Consider the following 21,174-nt stretch of genomic DNA (forward strand, 5'->3'; position numbering starts at 1 on the left):
ACTGTTGCACCGGGCCTCACCCGGATGCCGATCGTCCCCCATCACGCACCGTCACGCCTTCGTGGCGCTATTAATGCGCACCCGAACATTCATCCAATTACTCCAGACCGCCGCAGTTCCACAATTCGAGCCTCCGCCACACCCATGCCGGCAAGCACTTCCCCGGTGTTCGTCCCGGCCGGAACCGGAGCCGTGGGAACGTCCGCCGGGGTGCGGTCGAAGCGGGGTGCCGGCGCCGGGTGCGGCGAGCCGGACACGTCCACGAAAGTGTCGCGGGCCGCGTTGTACGGGTGGTGCGCCGCCTCGGCGGGGGTCAGCACCGGAGCCAGGCACGCGTCGGTGTCGCACGCGAGGTCCGCCCACTCGTCGCGCGGCCGGGTCTTCACCGCCGCCGCGATGTGTTCGCGCAGCTCAGGCCAGTTCGCTGGGTCGTTGCGCGACGGAGCGTCCTCGAGCCCCAGGACGCGGACCAGGTCGGCGTAGAACTTCTCCTCCAGTGCGCCGATGGCCACGTACTTGCCGTCGGCGGCCTCGTAGACGTCGTAGAACGGCACTCCACCGTCGAGCATGTTCTCGCCGCGTCCGCCCTGCCACATGCCCGCGGACCGCATCCCGTGCAGGAACGTCGTCAGCAACGCCGCCCCGTCGACCATGGCCGCGTCGACGACCTGGCCACGCCCGGAGCGTTCCCTTTCATACAGCGCGGCGAGCACGCCGAGGGCCAGCAGCAGCCCTCCCCCGCCGAAGTCGCCGAGCAGGTTGATCGGGAACGACGGCGGCCCGCCGGCCCGTCCGAGAGGTTCCAGCGCCCCCGCGACGGCGATGTAGTTGATGTCGTGGCCCGCGCGGTCGGACAGGGGCCCGTCCTGGCCCCAGCCGGTCATGCGTCCGTATATGAGGCGCGGGTTGCGGGCCAGGCACTGCGCCGGGCCGATGCCGAGCCGTTCGGTGACGCCCGGCCGGAAGCCCTCGACGAGCACGTCGGAGCGTTCGACCAGCTCCAGCACCAGTTCGGCGCCCTCGGGCTTGCGGGTGTCGATCGCGATCGAGCGCCGGTTGCGCCCCAGGAAGTCGCCGGGGATGGTCGAGCGGCTCCCCGGCTTGTGCACCTGGACCACGTCGGCGCCCAGGTCGGCGAGCACCATGCAGCCGAACGGCGCGGGCGCGAGGCCGGCCAGCTCGATGACGCGGAGTCCTGCGAGAGGGCCGCTCACAGGGACCTCGCGATGATTTCCTTCATGATCTCGTTCGTCCCGCCGTAGATCCGCTGGACGCGGGCGTCGGACCAGGCACGCGCGATCGGGTACTCGGTCATGTAGCCGTAGCCGCCGAAGAGCTGCACGCACTCGTCGACGACCTTGCTCAGCCGGTCGCTGGCCCACCACTTCGCCATGGCGGCGGTCGGCACGTCCAGTTCGCCACGCAGGTGCTTCTCGATGCACTCGTCGATGAACGCCCTGGTCACGGCCGCCTCGGTGGCGCACTCGGCGAGCTTGAAGCGGGTGTTCTGGAACTTGATCAGCTCCTTGCCGAACGCCGTGCGCTCCTTCACGTACTTCAGCGTCAGCTCGGTGGCAGCCTCGATGCCCGCGATGCAGCAGACGCCGATGATCAGACGCTCCTGCGGCAGCTGCTGCATGAGCTGGACGAACCCGAGGCCCTCCTGACCGCCCAGGAGGTTCGCCGCGGGCACACGGACGTCGTCGAAGAACAGCTCGGCGGTGTCCTGGCCCTTCATGCCGACCTTGTCGAGCACGCGGCCGCGCCGGATGTCGTTCTCCACGACCAGCAGCGAGATGCCGGTGGCGCCCTGCGCCGGGTCGGTCTTGGCCACGACGATGACGAGGTTCGCGTGGACGCCGTTGGTGATGAACGTCTTCGAGCCGTTGATGACGTACTCGTCACCCTCACGGATCGCCTTCGTCCGGATGCCCTGCAGGTCGGAGCCCGCCCCGGGTTCGGTCATGGCGATCGCGCCGACGTACTCGCCGGACGCGAGCTTCGGCAGCCAGCGCCGCTTCTGCTCCTCGGTGCCGTAGGAGTTGAGGTAGTGGGCGACGATGCCGCTGTGGACGCTGTTGCCCCACGCGCTGTCGCCCGCTCGTGCCTGTTCTTCCAGCAACACGGCCTCATGCGCGAACGTGCCGCCACCGCCGCCGTACTCCTCGGGGATGCTCAGGCACAGCAGCCCGAGCTCACCGGCCTTGGTCCACAGCTCCCGGTCGACCTGCTTCCGCTCGGCGAAGCGTTCGGCGTTCGGCGTGACCTCCTTCTCGAAGAACGTGCGCGCGAGCTGGCGCAACTGGTCCAGGTCGCTGTCCATCCACCGCGATCGACGCTCTGCCATGCGGTCCACGAAACCACCGGGCGGTGGTCCACGCCATGACCGCCGCGCCTGCGCAGCCGGAGAAAACTGAGCGAAATTCCCACCCCGTTCGTTCAGACTGACCGGTATGCAGATCCACCAGGTCCAGCCGGACGACTGGGAACTCTGGCGCGACGTCCGCTTGGAGGCGCTGGCCGCGGACCCCGACGGGTTCGGGTCGACGCTGGCCCGCGAGCAGGCGTACACCGAGGACGACTGGCGGGAGAGCGTCGAACGGGACCTGAAGCTGGTCGCGCTCGCCCCTGAGCCCGTGGGTCTCGTCGGCGCGGCCTCGAAGCCGGACGGCCTCCACCTGTACTCGATGTGGGTGCGGTCGTCGCATCGTGGACGCGGCGTCGGAGAAGCGCTGGTCAAGGCGGTACTGGCCTGGGCGGCCGAGGAGGGCTGGAAGGTCGTGCGGCTCCGCGTGTACGACGACAACGAACCTGCTCGGCGGCTCTACGAGCGCCTCGGGTTCGTTGACGCCGACGAGCCGGAACACATGGAGTTCGTGATGAGCTAATCGGTCACCCTCCACGGTCATGGCCAGCTCCCGCACGCGGGCTTAGCGTGGTGCCATGAGCGAAGCCTTGATCTTCGACGCGGTGCGCACGCCGCGCGGCAAGGGGAAGCGCGGGTCGCTGCACAGCGTCAAGCCCGTCGAGCTGGCCGCCGGTGTGCTGCGCGCGCTGTCCGAACGCAACTCCCTCGACACCTCCGCGGTGGACGACGTCGTGCTCGGCGTGGTGTCCCCGCTCGGTGAGCAGGGCGGGGACATCGCCAGGACCGCGGTGCTGGCCGCCGGCTGGGACCAGCGTCCCGCCGGGGTGCAGCTCAACCGGTTCTGCGCGTCCGGCCTCGAGTCGGTGAACCTCGCCGCGGCCAAGGTCGCGTCCGGGTTCGAGGACCTGGTGGTGGCCGGTGGCGTCGAGTCGATGTCGCGCGTGCCGATGGGCTCCGACGGCGGCGCGTGGGCGATCGACCCCGCCACGAACTTCGACCTGTCGTTCGTGCCGCAGGGCGTCTCGGCCGACCTGATCGCGACGCTGGAGGGCCACTCCCGCACCGACGTCGACGCGTGGGCCGCCCGGTCGCACGCCCGCGCGTTCGAGGCGCAGAAGAACGGCTGGTTCGAGCGGTCGGTCGTACCGGTCGTCGACCAGAACGGCACGGTGGTGCTCAAGGAGGACGAGACGATCCGTCCCGAGTCCACTGTGGAGTCGCTCGGGAAGCTCAAGCCCAGCTTCCAGTTCCACGGCGACCTCGGCTACGACACCGTCGCGATCGACCGCTACCCCACCGTCGAGCGCATCACGCACGTCCACACGCCGGGCAACTCGTCGCAGATCGTCGACGGCGCCGCAGCGATGCTGATCGGCTCCGCGGCCGCCGGCAAGTCGCTCGGCCTGACGCCGCGCGCCCGGATCGTCTCCGTCGCGGTCGTGGGCACCGAGCCGACGATCATGCTCACCGGACCGGCGCCGTCCGCGCGCAAGGCGCTCGACAAGGCAGGCCTCTCGGTCGAGGACATCGACCTGTTCGAGGTCAACGAGGCGTTCTCGTCGGTCGTGCTGAAGTTCCTGCGCGACATGGACATCCCCGAGGACAAGGTCAACGTCAACGGCGGCGCGATCGCGCTCGGCCACCCGCTCGGCGCGACCGGCTGCATGATCCTGGGCACGCTGCTGGACGAGCTGGAGCGCCGGGACCTGCGCCGGGGCCTCGCCACGTTGTGCGTGGGCGGCGGCATGGGTATCGCGACGATCATCGAGAGGGTCTGAGGCATGCCGTTCCACTACGACAAGGACTCCGACGGCATCGTCACCCTGACGATGGACATGTCCGGCTCCGCGAACGTGATGAACGACGAGTACCGCGAGCTGATGGGCGACGCGGTCTCCAAGCTCGAAGCCGACGAGATCACCGGCGTGATCATCACGTCCGCCAAGAAGACGTTCTTCGCCGGTGGCGACCTGAACGTGCTGATCGCGATCACGCCGGAGAACGCCTCGCAGGCACTGGAGGGCGTCGAGGAGCTCAAGTCGCAGCTGCGCCGGCTGGAGAAGCTCGGCAAGCCCGTCGTGGCCGCGATCAACGGGACCGCTCTGGGTGGCGGGTTCGAGATCGCGCTCGCCTCACACCGCCGGATCGTGTTGAACGACAACAAGATCCGCGTCGGTCTGCCCGAGGCGACGCTGGGACTGCTGCCCGGTGGCGGTGGCGTCACGCGCATGGTGCGGCTGCTCGGCGTGCAGAAGGCGTTGCCGTTGCTCATGGAGGGCAAGCAGCTGCGACCGGAACGCGCGCTGCAGGCCGGAATCGTGCACCAGGTCGTGGAGACGCGCGAGGAGCTGATCTCCGAGGCCCGAGCGTGGATCAAGGCGAACCCGGCGCCGGCGCAGCCGTGGGACGTGCAGGGCGCCGGTGTGCCGGACCTGAAGTTCGGTGACCCCAACAGTTATGGGCTCCTGGCTGCTGCTCCTGCCGTGCTGAGCAAAAAGTCGCACGGCGTCTACCCGGCGCCGGAGAAGATCATGGCGACGGCCGTCGAGGGCGCCTACGTCGACTTCGACACCGCGCTGAAGATCGAGGGCCGCTACTTCGTGGAACTGGCCTCCGGTCAGGTCTCCAAGAACATGATCACCGCGTTCTGGTTCAACCTCAACGAGGTCAACGGCCGCGCGTCCGCCACCGGCAAGCGCGTGGCCAAGCTCGGCGTGCTGGGCGCGGGCATGATGGGCGCCGGGATCGCCGAGGTGTCCGCGAAGGCGGGCATCGAGGTGGTGCTGAAGGACGTCAGCCTCGAAGGCGCCCAGAAGGGCGCTCAGGGCCTGGAAGGCATCACGCCGACCGACTCCGACGACGACCTCGCGGGCTGCGACCTGATCATCGAGGCCGTCTTCGAGAACCGCGAGCTGAAGAACAAGGTCCTGCCCGCAGCTGAGTCGAAAGCTCTACCGGACGCGGTCATCGCGTCCAACACCTCGACGCTGCCGATCACCGGCCTCGCGTCGGCGGTGACGGCGCCGGAGCGGTTCATCGGCCTGCACTTCTTCTCGCCCGTGCCGAAGATGCGGCTCGTGGAGATCATCCGCGGCGAGAAGACGTCCGAGGAGACGCTCCAGCGCGCGCTGGACTACGTGCGGCAGATCGGGAAGACGCCGATCGTGGTCAACGACTCGCGCGGCTTCTACACCTCGCGGACGTTCGGCACGTACGTGATCGAGGCGATCACGATGCTGGCCGAGGGCGTCGCGCCGGCGTTGATCGAGAACGTCGCCAAGAAGTCCGGCATGGCCGTCGGCCCGCTGGCGGTGTCGGACGAGGTGACGCTGTCGCTGCAGCTGAAGATCCACGACCAGACGCTCGCCGACGACCCGTCGCTCGTCTCGGAGAGCCCGGCCTACGACCTCATCCGCGAGCTGGTGTCGTTGGGGCGCACCGGGAAGTCGACCGGCGCGGGCTTCTACGAGTACCCCTCCGACGGCTCGAAGAAGTTCCTGTGGCCCGAGCTCACGACCCGGTACGCGAAGGCCGACGCGGGCGTGTCCGAGCAGGACGTGCGGGACCGGTTGCTGTTCGTGCAGTCACTGGAAACCGTGCGGTGCCTGGACGAGGGCGTGCTGACGTCCGTGGCGGACGCGAACATCGGCTCGATCTTCGGGTTCGGCTTCGCGCCGTGGAGCGGCGGCACGCTGCAGTTCGTCAACTCCTACGGCGTGCAGGCGTTCGTGGAGCGCGCGGACTACCTCGCCGACACGTACGGCGAACGGTTCCGTCCCCCGGCCTCGCTGCGGGAGCGCGACAAGTTCTAGGCGCGGTAGGAGCCGGGTGAGGACCCGGTCCACCGCTTGAAGGCCCGGTGGAAGGCGCTCGCCTCGGAGAACCCGAGGCGCAGCGCCAACTCCTCCACCGACTCGCCGCCCCGCACGAGCGAGGCCACCGCCTGGTCGCGCAGCAACTGCTCCCGCACCTCGCGGAACGACGTCCCCTCCCCCGCGAGCCTCCTGCGCAACGTCGGCGCCGACACCCCGAGCCGCGCCGCCACGGCCTCCAGCCCGGTGACCCCGCGCCCGAGCAGCCGCCGCACGTGCCCTGCCGTGTCCGCGCCGTGGTCCCGCCGCGACAACAGGTCAGCAGGCGAGTGCCGCAGGAACCGCCGCAGCGCCGCCTCGTCCTGCACGACCGGCATGCGCAGGAACCTCGGGTCGAACGTGATCGCCGTGACGGGCACGCCGAACCGCAGCGGGCAGCCGAAGATCAGGTGGTACTCGGCGGCGTGCGCGGGCTCCGGATAACCGAACTCGGCGCTCTGCAAGGGGATGCGGCGGCCGATGAGCCACGACGAGAAGCGGTGCCACAGCACGAGCAGCGACTCGGTGAGGAAGTGGTCGGGGTCGCCGGGGATGTACAGCGTGAAGCGTCCGCCGTCGAGAGAGAGCTCCAGCGGTTCGTCGAAGAGCGCGTAGAAGGCGAGCCCTCTCTTGAGCGCCGCTTCGAGATCCGGGCAGTGCACGGCGAGAAGGCACATCATCGCGAACGTGCCGCGCTTGGACGGCCGCGGCCCGAAGCCCATGAACTCGTCGTCGAGGACTTCCCAGAGCGTCTGGATGAACTTCGTGTACTGAGCGGGCGTGACGCGCGCACGGTCGTCCGCGAGAAGACTCGGGGGAATGCCAGCACCGAGCAGGACGGCAGACGGCTCCGGGCACGCGCGCAACGCCGCACGCACGTAATGGATCGCCACGGTCCTGGTGTGCACGACCCACAGTAAACGCCACCGGCGGTGACGCGGCTCCGGGGAGAGTTGGAGCCGCGTCACCGCCGCAGTGGGCCCACCCAGTGAGCCGTACTCCTCGCCAACGGGGCTTCCGCACGCCCGCCGGCAAGGGACGATGTCGCGTTCGTTGACGTTGACGCTATGTGGTCTAGACCAGGAAAGTCAATGGCGAAAGAGAACTGCCGGCCCCAGAAGTTTCAGGCTTGTTCCAACGGCGCTACGGCGAAGCCCGCACTGAACCTCTGGCACCAGATCACGACACTCCGAATGGCGGACACATCAACGCCGGCGGGAATTTCGTACACCTGATCGCCACGGTTTCCCTTCAGCTTGCCAAGACTGGTGAATCCCTCACCAAACGTTTTCTCGGACGAGCCAGACGCATGCGGAGACAGGTAAACGTACAGGTCAGGGCCATCACTGGTGTCCAGCCCGGCGAACTGGACCGAATGCGCCCCACCTGGCAGCCGGATAAGGCTTGCCTTACCAGTAGTCGCGTGCTCAAGAGAGCGCCACTGCCCCATCGCGACCTCCCGAGCCGTTTCGACGGGCGCCTCGACGGAGGTCGATGCAGGCGCAGTCACCGACACCGTGGGTACCAGCAACGCCTCGTTCGTTTCGCGAACCGTGAGCAGCCTCCACGGCTGGAACAGGTACAACCCGACCCCGAGCGCGACGACCAGGAAAACTGAGACGGGAATCAGGAATCGACGAAGGCGCATACCGAAAATACTGGCCCAAACCGGCCCGAAAAGAGCTTACGGAGTTGTTAGGGTGCTCAGCCGTGGCGACACAGGCGAGGATCGGCCAGGCCGTGCTCGGCGTCCTGATGGTCGGCTGCGCGCTGACGGGCCTGTTCCCCAGACCGGTGCCACTCCTGTTCGCCATCGCAGCAGTAGGCACGGCCAACGCGGCGTTCCCCGCCATGCGCACGTTCGGCTCAGCACTCCTGGGCGGCGTGGCGGCAGCCTCGATCGCCCTCTCCTCAGTCCCGTTCGTCACGTGTTCCACGGAACGCTTCACCGAGGTGTTCACCTGCTCGGGTGACGCTCCGACGTGGCATCTGACGGGAACAGTGCTGGTGGCAGGCCTTTCTGGGGCCAGTTTGGTACTCGCCCGCATCACAGTTCAGTGACTGCGATCACTCAACCGGGGCCATCAAGGAGCCGATAAGGCATCCAGGTGAGCGTTCTCCTGCGACCGGCCCAGCCGATACGCTGCCGAAGAGCGTGATCGCCCGACTTCACACCGTGAGCATCAGAGGAGGACAGCCGTGCGCGCACTGTGGGCCGCAGGCGGTTCCGCCGTGCTCGGGTCAGCGTTGCTCGGCGTGCTGGTGGGCATGGCGATCCACGGAGCGGCGGGCGAAGACCCGTCGAGCAGAACACCCGCATCCTCGTGGACCACCTCCACCCAAAGCACCCCGCCGAGCTCAACGGAGAGCTCGACCACGAACAGCAGCAGCGCACCATCGAGCCCCACCAGCTCGCCCCCGAACACGCAACAGCCACAAAAGACCACCACCCCACCCCCAGCGGCACCAAACCCGGCGCAACCCCCACCCCCGCCGACAGAAACGACGACACCACCGCCGTCCTCGTCAGGCTGGCCATGCAGCCCGCTGAACCCACTACCCCCGCCAACCTGCAAGAGCATGGGCAACTAGCGCCGCAGGCAGGCTCGCGCAGGGGTCCCCCGCGCTTTTGGCTCCCCCGCGACCCAACCTAGCGACGAGGTCTGACAGCGCTCGTGGAAGACAGCGGGCATGACCGCAGGAACCGTCCGACCGACCACACGCGATGCCGCAGGCGAGCCGTCCTTCGGCATTGCGACGCCGCAGGCGAGCCGTCCTTCGGTATTGCGACGCCGCAGGCGAGCCGTCTTTAGCAAGCGCACTGGGCGGTGGGGTCCCATCACGAGTCGCGCCATAGCACTTGCTGCATGCAGGTAGGGGTGTCAACTCGACACGCTTTTCGTCGAGTTGACACCCCTACCTGCATGTGGCCCGCTCTTGGTGCGGCTCGTGATGGGACCCCACCGCCGACGCCACCACACCAAGCAACCGGCAGCCGCCCAACGCAACAGGCGTGCCATCTACCCACGGACGGCGTGGACCCCCTGATCAGATTGCCGGGGGTCTGGGGGCAGCGCCCCCAGGGGAAGCACGCAACGCAAGCTCGCCGCCCCCAAAGTGACCACCCGCAAGACCGCGCACCGCAAGGCAACCACCCACCAGGCCGCCCCCGCAGCAACCCGCCACCTCAGCGACCTCAAGCAGACTCGCGCCGAACCAACACAGTAGGCAACATCTGCTGCTTCCTCTTCACAGTCTCATCCCGAAGCAGCTTCACAAGATGCTCCACCATCACCTTGACCTGCTCATCAGAATCCTGCCGAACCGAAGTCAACGGCGGCGAAGTGTGCTCAGCAATAGCCACATGATCATCAAACCCGACCACCGCGACATCCTCGGGAACCCGCCGCCCAGCCTCCTGCAACGTCTCCAACGCCCCAGCAGCCATCAAATCCGAAGCAACAAACACAGCATCAAGCGCAGGAACCCGAGCCAACAACGCGGACATCGCCTTCCGCCCACCCTCCCGGGTGAACCCACCGTCCTCGGTCAACCGAGCAGCCCCCTTGTCGTCCAACGACAAGGCAGACCGGAACCCGTTCAACCGATCAATAGCGGACAGCTCGTCCAACGGCCCGGAAACATGGACGATCTTCCGGCGCCCAAGCGACTTCAGGTGCTCGGTGGCCAAGACCGCACCACCCTCGTTGTCGTTGTCCACGAGGTGCATCCCCCGCAACGACCCCCACGGCTTGCCGGCGTACACCACCGGCAGCGGCAGCTTCTTCACCACGGAGACCAGCTCGTCGTTGCGGTGCGGCGCGAACACCAGAGCACCGTCGACGTGACCGCCGGCCAGGAACCGGTGCGCACGGGCCTGGTCGTCCGGCGAGTGCACCAGCATCAGCACCATCTGCACGTCCACGTCAGCGAGGGCGCGGGCCCCGGCACGGATCAGGCGCGCGAAGTGCGGGTCGTCGAAGATCTTGGGCTCCGGCTCGGAGAACAGCACGGCCACGGCGCCTGTGCGGCGGGTGACCAACGCCCGCGCGGCGCGGTTGGGCTGGTAGCCCAGGGCCGAGACCGCGGCGTTGACCGCTTCCAGCGCTTCGGGGCTGACGCGGGGTGACGCGTTCAGCACCCGTGACGCTGTGGCGCGGGAAACCCCTGCCCTCGCGGCAACGTCTTCCAACGTCGGACGCGCGTGGTTGGACACGAGCACCACCACTCCTCGATGAAAACCTTTGATCCGCTAAGCAGCTTAGCCCCAAAGGATCTCCGAGGTGGGTTTCCGCGCTGTTCATCGTGTTTTTTCGACAACGTCGTCCATGGCCGGGGTCGTCGCCGCACGCCCGCGCGGCTTGATCGAAACACGGAGCAGACCGTCCTCCCGGCGTGTCGTGGTGGCGAGGCCGGCGCGGGCGGCCGTGCGCACCAGGGCGGTCTCCGAGGGCAGGCACCACGCGACGAGTTCCGTGAACCCGGCGGCGCGGGCGTCCGCCGCGAGGGCGCCGAGCAGGGCCGCGCCGACGCCTCGGCGCTGCCACGCGTCCTCGACCAACAGGGAGACCTCGGCGCAGTCCGGTGTGCCGGTGTGGATGAGCTGGCCGAGGGCCACGACCTGGTCGCCGCACTGGCCGAGGACCGTGGTGCCGCGCGGCGGCTCGAGCAGGCGGTGCAACCAGCGGCGGGGCACGGTGCGCATGCCGGAGTGGTAGCGGTTGAACATCGTCCTCATCGAACAGCGGGAGTGCAGGCCCGCGACGGCGTCCTCGTCCACCGCGGAACCGGGGCGCAGCACCAGGGCCACGCCGTCGTCGCTGAGCATCGCCCGCATCGACGGTGCCGGGGCCTCGACCAGGTCGAGCAACGCCTGCGCGCGCGTGAGTTCGACCTGGGTGAAGGGGGCCCAGCCGCGCCGGACGACCCACTCTCCCACCTGGACCTGGCCGTCCGCGGCCTCGCCGGGCGTCACCGAGTCCGCGGCCAGCACCTGGCGGAGCGCGTCGGCGGTCTGCTCCGGATCGGCGAGCGCCATGCGGGCGGCGCGCAGCACGGCCGTCGGCGCGTCGACGAGGTCCCTCATGTCGGCGAGGGTGATCCTGACGCGTTTACCGCCCTCGCAGCGCACGGCGTCGACGAGGTCCGCGGGCAGCACGCCCTCACCCGCCCGCACGACGATCTCGTCCAGCACCCCGCCGGGCACGGGCATCACGTGCAGCGCGAGGACGTTGCAGTCGGCGGCGGCCAGCCGGACGGTGACGCGGGCGAGCGCGCCGGGGCTGTCGCTGAGTTCGAAGCGCAAGCGCCAGGTCGTCGTCATGTCGTCAAGAGTTCATGGAAGTTGTTGCCGCGAGACGAACCACGGGTAAAACGCTCGTCATAGGGTCGCCCGATGAGGAGAACACTGGCCGTAGGCCTCACTTTGCTCACCGTCACCGCCCTCGCGTCGCCCACGGCGTCCCGGGCGGACGGCCAGAAGGCCCCGAAGCGGGCCACGCTGACGAACTTCGCCTTCCTCCCGGCGCAGACCTACCTCCCCGGCAGCGAACCGAGCGGTGCGGCACTGGGGACCGCCCCGATCAACGGGGTCACGCCGCCGTTCGCGGACCAGCCGATCCAGGGCCTCAGCGGCCTCGTCCGCAACAGCGACGGCACGTTCGACGCCATCTCCGACAACGGCTACGGCACGAAGGCCAACAGCGCGGACTTCCTGCTGCGCATCCACCGCATCGCGCCCGACTTCGCGAAGAACACCGTCGACGTGCTCGGCGGCATCACGCTCACCGACCCGAACGGCCACATCTCGTTCCCGCTGACCCGCCCCGACCGCGTCATCACCGGTGCGGACATCGACATCGAGTCCGTGACCAGGGGCGCCGACGGCAGCTACTGGATGGGCGACGAGTTCGGTCCCTACCTGCTGCACTTCGACCGCGCCGGCCGCCTGCTGGCCCCGCCCGCACCGCTCCCCGGCGTGCGCGCTCCCGAGAACCCCGCCGGCAACCCGAACCTGGGCGGCAGCAAGGGTTTCGAGGGCATCACGCTCTCCCCGGACGGCAAGAAGATCAACGCCTTGCTGGAAGGCACCGTCGCCGGTGACACGCCGGGAACGCTGCGCCTCAACGAGTTCGACATCGCGTCCAACGCGTTCACCGGCACGACGTGGCGCTACCAGCTGGAAGACCCGAACTTCGCCATCGGTGACGCCATCGCCGTCGACAACAACCGGTTGCTGATCATCGAACGTGACAGCGCCCAGGGTGCCGACGCGATCGTCAAGCGCGTCTACCTGGCAGACAAGCGGGACAAGAACAAGGACGGCAAGCTCGACAAGACCCTCGTCGCCGACCTGCTGAACCTCGCCAACCCGAAGCACGTCGGCGGGCAGGCGGACCCGTTCAGGTTCCCGTTCGTCACGATCGAGGACGTCACGATCCTCGACGACCGCACGATCGCGGTGCTCAACGACAACAACTTCCCGTCGTCGTCGGGCCGCACGCCGGGCAAGCCGGACGACAACGAGTTCATCACCATCAGGCTCGCGGACAACCTGCACGCCGACCCGAGGGTCCTGCGCAGGCGCTGAACCGAAGAGAGCGCTCTCACCTGTGGACACGCGTATCCGCAGGTGAGAGCGCTCGAGGCCCCCTCGGACCGTCTCTGGGCTAAACGGTGTAACCGTGCGCGGGAAGCCCGTTCTGCCCGATGATCCGGGACAACGTGGCCGCGCTCTCCTTGACCGTGCGCCGCTGCGTCTCGAAGTCGACGTGCACGATCCCGAACCGCTGCGAGTACCCGGCCGCCCACTCGAAGTTGTCGAGCAGAGACCACGCCAGGTAACCGCGGATGTCGGCGCCCTCGGAGATCGCCCTGTGCACCGCGCGAACGTGGTCCACCAGGTACTTCGTCCGCGCAACGTCGTGCACGTGCCCCGAGGCGTCGACGACGTCCGGGAACGCGGACCCGTTCTCCGTGACCACCAGCGGAATCCCGTCCACGTCACGGGACAGGCGCACCAGCAGTTCGGTGAACGCGTCGGCGTTCTGCTCCCACCCGAACCCGGTGAGCTCGCCCTGCGGCGGCTGCAACGCGACCCCGCGCAGGCCCGCGTGCGGACCGGCCGGTACGAACCCGGGGTCGGCGGGCGCGACGCGGGTCGGGTTGTAGTAGTTCACGCCGATCCAGTCGATCGGGGTCGCGATGGTCTCCATGTCCCCGTCGCGGACCACGTTCGTCCAGTCGCCCAGCCACGACGTGTCCTGCAGGACGTCGAGCGGGTAGCCCTTGCCGAGGATCGGATCGAGCAGGATGCGGTTCTGCAGGCCGTCGACCTTGCGCACGGCCTCCTTCGACGCCTCCGAGTCGCTGTCGCCCCAGATGGTGCTGAAGTTCAGCACGATCGAGAGGCGGTGCGTGTCGGGTGCCTGCGCGCGCAACGCCTGCGTGGCGAGCCCGTGGGCCAGCAGCAGGTGGTGCGCCGCCTCCAGGGACGCCACCGCGTCGGTGACGCCCGGCGCGTGGATCCCGTTGCCGTAGCCCAGGAACGCCGAGACCCACGGCTCGTTCAGCGTCGTCCAGGCCTGCACCCGGTCGCCGAGCCGTTCGTGCACGATGGCGGCGTACTCGGCGAAGCGGTACGCGGTGTCGCGGTTGCGCCAGCCGCCGAAGTCCTCCAGGACCTGCGGAAGGTCCCAGTGGTAGAGCGTGGCGAGCGGCTGGATGTCCTTCTCCAGCAACGAGTCCACCAGCCGGTCGTAGAACGCGAGCCCGCGCTCCTCGACCTGGCCGCTGCCGCTCGGCTGGATCCGGGGCCACGCGACGGAGAACCGGTAGGACGCGAGCCCGAGGGACTTCATCAGGTCCACGTCGGACTGGTACCGGTGGTAGTGGTCGCAGGCCGGGTCGCCCGTGTCCCCGGCCAGCACCTTGCCGGGCGTCCCGGCGAACGTGTCCCAGATCGAGGGGCCACGACCGTCCACAGTGGTCGCGCCTTCGATCTGGAACGCCGCGGTGGCGGCTCCCCAGAGGAAGTCCGGCGGGAAGGTGAGCACCTCCTGCCCGACCTCGACGTCCGAGTCGGTCGTCATTCTCATCCCTTCACCGCGCCCTGCATGATGCCGCCGACGATCTGGCGGGACAGCAGGACGAAGATCGCGATCACCGGCAGCACCGCGATGGAGGCGCCGGCGAGCATCAACGAGTAGTCGGTGTAGTAGCCACTGGCCAGCGTCGACAGGGCGACCTGCACAGTGGGGCTGTCGTTGGGGTCCAGCACGATCAACGGCCAGAAGAAGTCGTTCCAGGCCGTCATGAACGTGAACATGCCGAGCACGGCGGCCTGCGGGCGCACGGCGGGGAACCCGACGTGCCAGAACGTCCGCAGCACCGAGCAGCCGTCGACGCGCGCGGCCTCGATCAGCTCGAACGGCACGGTCTCCTCGCACGCCTGGCGCATCCAGAACACCGCGAACGACCCGATCAGCACCGGCACGATGACCGCCTGCAGCGTGCCGTACCAGTCGAGGTCCGACATCAGCATGTACAGCGGGATCACGCCGAGCTGCGTCGGGACCATCGCCGTGCCGAGCACGACGAGGAACAGCGAGTCGCGGCCCTTGAACCGCAGCCGCGCGAACGCGAACCCGGCGAGCGTCCCCAGCACGACGTTGGAGATCGCCACGGTCGACGCCACGATGAACGAGTTCTGCATGGCGAGCCAGAAGTCGACGGTGTCGAAGACGCGGGTGATGTTCTCGACCAGGTTCCCGCCGGGCACGAGCGGCGGGACCTTCTCGCCGAGGACGGAGTTGTCCTTCGACGCGACGATGAACGAGTAGTACAGCGGGAAGATCGACGCGGCGAGCACGGCGACCAGGAACCCGTAGAGCAGCGGCCCTGCCTTGGCGTTCTTCACGCGATCACCCCTTGCCCGCGATGCGCCGCGTCAGCGTGAAGTTGACGACCGCGACGATCAGGACGACCACGAACAGCATCCACGCGACGGTGGCCGCGTAGCCCGCGTCGAACAACCGGAAGCCCTTCTCGTACATGTAGAGCACCAGCGTCTGGAACTGCCGGTCGGAGCCACCGGTCGAGTTGTTGGCGGCGAATCCCGGGTCGAACAGCGCCGGTTCCGCGAACAGCTGCAGACCGCCGATCGTCGAGGTGACGACGGTGAACAGGATCGTGGGGCGGATCGACGGCACGGTGATCGACCAGAACATGCGCCAGCGCCCCGCACCGTCCAAAGTGGCCGACTCGTACATGTCCTTGGGCACGGACTGCATGGCCGCCAGGTACAGCAGCGCGTTGTAGCCCGTCCAGCGCCACATGACCATCGTGGACACCGCGAGGTGCGACGCCCAGGTCTCGGCACGCCAGTCGATCGGGTCGATGCCGACGAACCCGAGCAGGAAGTTCACGATGCCGAAGTCGCGGCCGAAGAACTGCGCGAACACCAGCGCCACCGCGGCGACCGAGATGACGTTGGGCAGCAGCACGCCTGCGCGCCAGAACGCACTGCCGCGCAGGCCGCGGTCCAGCAACGCGGCGAGACCGAGTGCGGCCAGCAGCTGCGGCACGGTCGAGAGCACGAAGAGGCTCAGCGTGTTGAACAGCGCGTTCCAGAAGTTGGCGTCGCCGAACAACGTGACGTAGTTGTCGAGCCCGATGAACCCCTGGTCGCCGTCGATCAGCTGCCAGTCGTGCAGCGACACCCACGCCGTGTAGATCAACGGGTAGAGCCCGAAGATACCGAACACGAGGAAGAACGGCGCGATGATCAGGTACGGCGTGTACCTGGCGTCCCAGTTGCTCAGCCTGAAGCGCTTCGGCGGTTCCTTGGAAGGCGAAACCGAGGCGGCCGGAGCCACCTCGGTCTCTGGACGCGTCACCGTCACTTGGCGGCGTCCGTCGCTTCCTTCAGGGCCTGCGTCCACGCGTCAGCCGCGGACTGCTTGCCCTGCTCCACGCGGGTCAGCGCGGTGCCGAACACCGGTCCGACCTTCGAGTCCTTCGTGCCGCGGTAGGTCGGCTTCAGCGACTCCGCCGAGGTCGCGAAGATCTGACCCACCGGAGCGGAGTTGAAGTACTCGTTGACGGTCGCCTGCACCTCGGCGTCCTGGTAGACCTTCGGCTGCGACGGCAGGTTGCCGGTCTCCTTGAAGATCCGCTTCTGCTGCTCGGGGGCCGTGAGCCACTTGGCGAGCTCGTAGGCCTCCTTCGGGTGCTTGCCCTGCTTCGGGATCGCGAGGAACGAGCCACCCCAGTTGCCGCCACCGCCGGGCGCCGTCGTCACGTCCCACTTCCCGGCCGCCGCGTCGCCGGCACCCGCCTTGATCAGCGCGAGCGCCCAGGCCGGGCACGTGGTCGTGGCGAACGAACCCTGCTTCAGCGCGACGTTCCAGTCCTGGCTGAACGGCTCGAGGGCACCGGTCTGACCCTTGGTGCCCAGGGCCGCTGCCTGGTCGAACGCCGTCTTGACCTTGTCGTTCTTCTCCGCGATGTACGAGTCGTCCTTCGCGAAGTAGCCCTCCTCGGTCTGGTCGAGAATCGCCTTGTAGACGTTGCGGCCGGTGTCGACGAACTTCACGTTCGGCGTCTTGGCCGCGAACTGGTCGGCGACCTTCGCGTAGTCGGCCCAGGTCGGCCACAGCTTGGCGACCTCGGCACGGTCCGTCGGCAGGCCCGCCGCCGCGAACAGGTCGGCGCGGTAGCAGAGACCCAGGCTGCCCATGTCCGTGCCCAGCCCCAGCACGAACTCACCGCCGTCGGCGGTGCCCTGGTTCCACTTCCACCCGGCCCACTGGTCCTTCAGGTCCTTCGCGCCGTACTCCGCCAGGTTGACGAACTTGTCCTTGGAGGCGCGGAACTGCGAGACCACGCCTTCCTCGAGGGCGACGATGTCCGCGGCACCACGGCCACCCGCGAGCTGCGTCGCGAGCTGCGTGTTGTGCTGCTCCATCTTGACCTTGCGCTGCTCGATCTTGATGTTCGAGTGCGAGGCCATGTACTCCTCGATGAGCTTGTCGTACCCGAAGTCGGAGAACAGACCCAGCGACAGCTCGATCTTGCCGTCGGCCCCGGAACTCCCGCCGCATCCAGCGACCAGAACCATCGCGAGGGTCGCAGCGACGCTGCCGACCAGTCTTGTGCTCATCCGTCCTCCTCGACGACGCCGTGAGCGGCGCTTAACTGTGATGAGAGCGCTCTCACACTCAACCGGAGACGCGCGGGTGTCAAGCGGTCGACATCGTTCCGTAACTTTGTGGAGGCAGGCAACAAAAACCTGTCCCGGAAATCCGCGTGTCTCGACCGGCGTGGCCGAATCGGCCCCGGGACGACGAAGAGGGACGACCGGGCCCTCGCTCCGGTCGTCCCTCACCCCAGGTAGAGGGGGTTGCGGGCCAAAAGTGACGCGCGCACTCGAAGATTTTTTCGCGAGGTCACGATTGGGTGGCGGACAGCCGATCGCGACGCGTTCGTCCATCGACGTGAAACGCAGCGGAGGCCCGGTGCCCCGACGGCACCGGACCTCCACCGATCCCCCGGTCGTGCGGCCCCTGTTTCCGCACTCCCGAACCCGCCCGGCCGTGGCCCCCGACAGCGAGGCCGGGCGGGGTGTTCCGCGAGGTTCGTTACGCCTCCGCCATGCCCGCGACCACGGAGTTCCGCGCGGCCCGGCGAGCGGGCAGGGCGGCCGCGATGACCGCCGCGACGACGGCCAGGCCGAGCATGATGCCGATCTGTCCGAACGGGATGGAGAAGCTGATCGTGAACTCCGAGTTGGAGATCGCCTCGACCAGCAGCCACCCGAACCCGGCGCCGAGCAGCACGCCCACGACCGCGCCGATCAGCGCCATCAGGATCGATTCGACCACCAGCATCTGCCGCAGCTGGCCCCTGGTCAGGCCCAGTGCCCGCAGCAGGGCGGACTCGCGGGTCCGTTCCAGCACCGAGAGCGTCAGCGTGTTCGCGATGCCGAACAGGGCGATGATCAGCGCCAGGCCGACGAGGGCCCAGATGAACAGCAGGATCTGGTCGATCTGCGAGTTCAGCTCCGCCTTGGTCTCGGCCGCGGAGTCCAGCACCGCCACCGGGGAGGTCGCGATGAACCGTTCCAGATCAGCGCGGGCCTGCGTGATGTCCGTGCCGGGCGCGAGCTTGACCAGCACGTTCTGGTAGCCCTTCACGGGCTCTTTGAGGATGGACTCGGCGGTCTTGAGGGTCACGATGCCGGTGCCGTAGCTGTTGTCCTTGATCAGCGCGACGACCTTCAGGTCCTTGCCGCTGATCGGGACGGTGGAGCCGATGGCGACGCCCGCCGTCTTCGCCTCCTTCTCCCGCATGGCGATCTCGCCGTCCTTGAGCCCGGTCAGCGTGCCCGCGGCCAGGTCCGGCCGCACCAGGGAACCCAGTGCCTCGGTCGGGTAGCCGGTGACGTCGGCGTACTCGAGCTTCGGGGACTCGCCGAACGCCCGGAGCTCGGGCGCGATCTGCGCGACGTTGCGGACCTTCGCGAGGTCTTCGGTGAACTTCGGCGACAGCGGCTGGCTGTAGACGTTCGACTTGACCGCGTAGTCGGCCGGGAAGCGCTTGTCGACCTGCTCGTTCATGGTCGCGCGGCCACTGCCGGCCACGACCGCCACCATCGCGACGATGGTCACGCCGATCATCAGCGCGGCCGTGGTCGCGGCCGTGCGCTTCGGGTTGCGGCCCGCGTTGGCCGAGGCCAGCTTCGCCGGGACGCCCCGCAGCGCCTTGCCGAACAACCGGTTCACCAGCGGCACGTAGAGCGGGCCGAGGAGCAGCACCGCGAGCAGCAGCACCATCGTGGCGCCGCCGGTGATGAACATCGCCGGCTCTTCCTTCTCCTGCTGGAGTCCGAAGTAGACCGCGGCGCCGCCGACGAGCGCGATCAGCGTCGCGACGGCGATCCGGACCTTGCCGGTGCGGGCGACGTCGTCGGAGCTGTCCGGCTGCGAGCGCAGGGCGGCCACGGGGGCGACGCGGGTGGCACGACGGGCCGGCAGCACGGCCGACAGCACCGTCACGACCACACCGACACCGAAGCCGGCGGCGATGGTCACCCACGAGATCGGCAGGCGGATCGGGTTGTCGTCACCGCCGCTGGGGCCTCCGAACGTGCTGATGAACGTCTGCAGGCCGGCTGAGACGCCGATCCCGCCGAGAAGTCCGAGCACCGATGCCGCGAGGCCCATGAAGAGCGCTTCGGCGAGCACGCTGCGGAACACCTGCGACCGGTTCGCGCCGACGCAGCGCAGCAGCGCGAGCTCCTTCGTGCGCTGGGCGACGAGGATCGTGAAGGTGTTGTAGATGACCATGCCCGCGACGACGAGCGAGATCGCGGCGAACGCGAGCAGGAAGGTCTTGATCTCGCCGGCAGCGTCACCGACCTGGGCGAGCGTCGCCTGGGTCAGTTCCTCACCGGTCTGCACCTGGTAGCCGGGGCCGATGGCCTTGGTGATGTCGGCGACGAGCTGCTGCTGCGTCACACCGGCCTTGGCGACCGCGACGATCTCGTAGACGCGCTGGTCCGGGATGACCGTGCGCAGGCCCTCCGGCGAGACGACGACGTGGTCGCTGCCGGACATCGAGATGCTGCTGGCGCCCTGCTGGTAGGTGCCGACGATCGTGAACGCGTGCTCGGCGTTGTCCTTGTCGAGCAGCTTCAGCTTGTCGCCGACCTTGAGCTTCGCGATCTGCGCGGTCTTGACGTCGATCGCGGCCTCGTCGGCCTTGACCGGGAACTTGCCGTCCTTGAGGTTGAAGTCGCGCAGCTTCTCCGTCGTCGGCAGCGGCTGCACCAACGCGTTGCGCGCCTTGCCCTCGCCGCTGAGCAACGCGGCGCTGCCGAACTCCCGCGAGTCCGCGCCCTCGACGCCGGGGGTGTTGCGGATCTTCTGCAGGAAGTCGGCCGGGATGCCGTCCTCCCGGTTGGGGCTGTTCTCCGCCGTGTGCACGGCCGCGTCGACGTTGCGGGCGCTGCGGGCGAAGTTGTCCCTGGTCTGCTCGCCGACGGCGTCGCCGAGCACGAGCGTGCCCGTCACGAACGCGACGCCGAGCGCGATGGCGATGCTGGACAGCACCAGTCTCGCCGTGCGGGCTCGCAGGCCCGCGAGGATCGTCTTCAGCATCTGGCTCACGCCCCCAGGTGCGTGAGGGCGTTGACGACGGACTCGGTGGTGGGCTGGTGGATCTCGCCCGCGAGCCGGCCGTCGGCGAGCAGCACCACGCGGTCCGCGTAGCTCGCGGCCACCGGGTCGTGCGTCACCATGATCACGGTCTGGCCCATCTTGCGGACCGACATGCGCAGGAAGTCGAGGACCTCGGCGCCGCTGCGCGAGTCCAGGTTGCCGGTCGGCTCGTCGGCGAAGATGACCTCGGGACGGGCGACGAGCGCACGGGCACACGCCACGCGCTGCTGCTGGCCACCGGACAGCTCGGTCGGGCGGTGCGTGAGCCGGTCGCGCAGGCCGAGCACGTCGACGATCGTGTCGAACCACTCCTTGTCGGGCTTGCGGCCGGCGAGCTCGAGGCCCAGCAGGATGTTCTGCTCGGCGGTCAGCGTCGGCAGCAGGTTGAAGGCCTGGAACACGAAGCCGACGCGGTCGCGCCGGAGCTTGGTCAGGTCCTTGTCGTTCAGCTTGGTGATCTCGGTCTGTCCGACGTGGATCGCGCCACCGTCCACCGTGTCCAGTCCCGCGAGGCAGTGCATCAGCGTGGACTTGCCGGAGCCGGACGGGCCCATGATCGCGGTGAAACGGCCGGCCTGGAAGGCGACGCTCACGCCGTCGAGCGCCCGCACCGCGGTGTCACCCTTGCCGTAGACCTTCACCAGGTTGTGGGCCGCCGCGGCGGTCCGGGTGCCGACCTCGGACACCAGTGCAGACATGTCGCTTGCCTTCCTCACAGGGGGACGTTCCTTGATGA

The 21,174-nt window shown here is 68.5% G+C and carries 18 protein-coding genes; 5 read left to right on the forward strand and 13 right to left on the reverse strand.

The annotated features are described in order from the left end of the window. Window positions 1-89: 89 nt before the first annotated feature. Both IEY88_RS31925 and IEY88_RS31930 read right to left on the reverse strand, forming a co-directional pair. On the reverse strand, window positions 90-1,214 hold the full coding sequence (locus IEY88_RS31925) for a CaiB/BaiF CoA transferase family protein (RefSeq protein ID WP_189158612.1): 1,125 nt from the start codon (window positions 1,212-1,214) through the stop codon (window positions 90-92). After that, window positions 1,211-2,347 (reverse strand): acyl-CoA dehydrogenase family protein, encoded by a 1,137-nt coding sequence (locus IEY88_RS31930; RefSeq protein ID WP_189158613.1) that lies wholly within the window; start codon window positions 2,345-2,347, stop codon window positions 1,211-1,213. Before IEY88_RS31930 ends, IEY88_RS31925 begins: the two co-directional genes overlap by 4 nt. A gap of 106 nt (window positions 2,348-2,453) precedes the next feature. Between IEY88_RS31930 and IEY88_RS31935 the strand changes: the two genes are divergently transcribed. The 3 genes from IEY88_RS31935 to IEY88_RS31945 are packed head-to-tail and all read left to right on the forward strand — an operon-like array spanning window position 2,454 to window position 6,180. Then, window positions 2,454-2,888, forward strand: a complete 435-nt coding sequence (locus IEY88_RS31935) for a GNAT family N-acetyltransferase (protein ID WP_189158614.1) — start codon at window positions 2,454-2,456, stop codon at window positions 2,886-2,888. 55 nt (window positions 2,889-2,943) lie between these two features. After that, the gene (locus IEY88_RS31940; RefSeq protein ID WP_189158615.1) at window positions 2,944-4,146 is read left to right on the forward strand and encodes an acetyl-CoA C-acetyltransferase; all 1,203 of its coding nucleotides are present in this window, start codon (window positions 2,944-2,946) and stop codon (window positions 4,144-4,146) included. A 3-nt stretch (window positions 4,147-4,149) separates the two neighbouring features. Continuing rightward, window positions 4,150-6,180, forward strand: coding sequence for a 3-hydroxyacyl-CoA dehydrogenase NAD-binding domain-containing protein (locus IEY88_RS31945; protein ID WP_189158616.1), 2,031 nt, complete (start codon window positions 4,150-4,152; stop codon window positions 6,178-6,180). Here the strand turns inward: IEY88_RS31945 and IEY88_RS31950 are convergent. After that, a complete protein-coding gene (locus IEY88_RS31950) occupies window positions 6,177-7,127 on the reverse strand; it encodes an AraC family transcriptional regulator (protein ID WP_189158617.1) in 951 nt (316 codons plus the stop codon). The two genes, IEY88_RS31945 and IEY88_RS31950, sit on opposite strands and share 4 nt — an antisense overlap. Window positions 7,128-7,342: 215 nt before the next feature. Next, window positions 7,343-7,867: a DM13 domain-containing protein gene (locus tag IEY88_RS31955; protein WP_189158618.1), complete on the reverse strand. Its 525-nt coding sequence runs from the start codon at window positions 7,865-7,867 to the stop codon at window positions 7,343-7,345. 62 nt (window positions 7,868-7,929) lie between these two features. On the opposite strand from IEY88_RS31955, the gene IEY88_RS31960 reads away from it, so the two are divergent. Next, window positions 7,930-8,280, forward strand: coding sequence for a hypothetical protein (locus IEY88_RS31960; RefSeq protein ID WP_189158619.1), 351 nt, complete (start codon window positions 7,930-7,932; stop codon window positions 8,278-8,280). A gap of 122 nt (window positions 8,281-8,402) precedes the next feature. Here IEY88_RS31960 and IEY88_RS31965 read toward each other — a convergent pair whose 3' ends face one another. From IEY88_RS31965 to IEY88_RS31975, 3 genes are all read right to left on the reverse strand, one after another. Further along, entirely contained in the window at window positions 8,403-8,645 is a 243-nt protein-coding gene (locus IEY88_RS31965; protein ID WP_189158620.1) for a hypothetical protein, read from the reverse strand. Window positions 8,646-9,415: 770 nt separating this feature from the next. Next, complete coding sequence (locus IEY88_RS31970) at window positions 9,416-10,444, reverse strand: LacI family DNA-binding transcriptional regulator (protein ID WP_373294230.1); 1,029 nt, start codon at window positions 10,442-10,444, stop codon at window positions 9,416-9,418. Between the two features lie 75 nt (window positions 10,445-10,519). After that, a complete protein-coding gene (locus IEY88_RS31975; RefSeq protein WP_189158621.1) occupies window positions 10,520-11,542 on the reverse strand; it encodes a GNAT family N-acetyltransferase in 1,023 nt (340 codons plus the stop codon). A 72-nt stretch (window positions 11,543-11,614) separates the two neighbouring features. Between IEY88_RS31975 and IEY88_RS31980 the strand changes: the two genes are divergently transcribed. Continuing rightward, a complete protein-coding gene (locus IEY88_RS31980; RefSeq protein WP_189158622.1) occupies window positions 11,615-12,808 on the forward strand; it encodes an esterase-like activity of phytase family protein in 1,194 nt (397 codons plus the stop codon). 79 nt (window positions 12,809-12,887) lie between these two features. On the opposite strand, the gene IEY88_RS31985 is transcribed toward IEY88_RS31980, so the two are convergent. The 6 genes from IEY88_RS31985 to IEY88_RS32010 form a co-directional block, all read right to left on the reverse strand. Then, window positions 12,888-14,309: a GH1 family beta-glucosidase gene (locus tag IEY88_RS31985; protein WP_189158623.1), complete on the reverse strand. Its 1,422-nt coding sequence runs from the start codon at window positions 14,307-14,309 to the stop codon at window positions 12,888-12,890. Between the two features lie 2 nt (window positions 14,310-14,311). Continuing rightward, window positions 14,312-15,136 (reverse strand): carbohydrate ABC transporter permease, encoded by an 825-nt coding sequence (locus tag IEY88_RS31990; RefSeq protein WP_229693966.1) that lies wholly within the window; start codon window positions 15,134-15,136, stop codon window positions 14,312-14,314. A gap of 4 nt (window positions 15,137-15,140) precedes the next feature. Next, a complete protein-coding gene (locus IEY88_RS31995) occupies window positions 15,141-16,040 on the reverse strand; it encodes a carbohydrate ABC transporter permease (protein ID WP_373294231.1) in 900 nt (299 codons plus the stop codon). Between the two features lie 77 nt (window positions 16,041-16,117). Next, window positions 16,118-17,380 carry an ABC transporter substrate-binding protein gene (locus IEY88_RS32000; RefSeq protein WP_189158624.1) on the reverse strand — a complete coding sequence of 421 codons (1,263 nt, stop codon included), beginning with the start codon at window positions 17,378-17,380 and terminating at the stop codon, window positions 16,118-16,120. 478 nt (window positions 17,381-17,858) lie between these two features. After that, window positions 17,859-20,378 (reverse strand): ABC transporter permease, encoded by a 2,520-nt coding sequence (locus IEY88_RS32005; protein ID WP_189158723.1) that lies wholly within the window; start codon window positions 20,376-20,378, stop codon window positions 17,859-17,861. A gap of 5 nt (window positions 20,379-20,383) precedes the next feature. After that, a complete protein-coding gene (locus IEY88_RS32010; RefSeq protein ID WP_189158625.1) occupies window positions 20,384-21,136 on the reverse strand; it encodes an ABC transporter ATP-binding protein in 753 nt (250 codons plus the stop codon). Window positions 21,137-21,174: the final 38 nt, after the last annotated feature.

This window comes from Lentzea pudingi, assembly GCF_014646255.1.
Taxonomy (GTDB): domain Bacteria; phylum Actinomycetota; class Actinomycetes; order Mycobacteriales; family Pseudonocardiaceae; genus Lentzea; species Lentzea pudingi.

Coding starts and splice junctions, on each gene's coding strand:
- IEY88_RS31975 (WP_189158621.1), bottom strand. CDS start 11,542: ATGACGACGACCTGGCGCTTGCGCTTCGAACTCAGCGACAGCCCCGGC.
- IEY88_RS31985 (WP_189158623.1), bottom strand. CDS start 14,309: ATGACGACCGACTCGGACGTCGAGGTCGGGCAGGAGGTGCTCACCTTC.
- IEY88_RS31955 (WP_189158618.1), bottom strand. CDS start 7,867: ATGCGCCTTCGTCGATTCCTGATTCCCGTCTCAGTTTTCCTGGTCGTC.
- IEY88_RS32005 (WP_189158723.1), bottom strand. CDS start 20,378: ATGCTGAAGACGATCCTCGCGGGCCTGCGAGCCCGCACGGCGAGACTG.
- IEY88_RS31940 (WP_189158615.1), top strand. CDS start 2,944: ATGAGCGAAGCCTTGATCTTCGACGCGGTGCGCACGCCGCGCGGCAAG.
- IEY88_RS32000 (WP_189158624.1), bottom strand. CDS start 17,380: ATGAGCACAAGACTGGTCGGCAGCGTCGCTGCGACCCTCGCGATGGTT.
- IEY88_RS31945 (WP_189158616.1), top strand. CDS start 4,150: ATGCCGTTCCACTACGACAAGGACTCCGACGGCATCGTCACCCTGACG.
- IEY88_RS32010 (WP_189158625.1), bottom strand. CDS start 21,136: ATGTCTGCACTGGTGTCCGAGGTCGGCACCCGGACCGCCGCGGCGGCC.
- IEY88_RS31980 (WP_189158622.1), top strand. CDS start 11,615: ATGAGGAGAACACTGGCCGTAGGCCTCACTTTGCTCACCGTCACCGCC.
- IEY88_RS31935 (WP_189158614.1), top strand. CDS start 2,454: ATGCAGATCCACCAGGTCCAGCCGGACGACTGGGAACTCTGGCGCGAC.
- IEY88_RS31930 (WP_189158613.1), bottom strand. CDS start 2,347: ATGGCAGAGCGTCGATCGCGGTGGATGGACAGCGACCTGGACCAGTTG.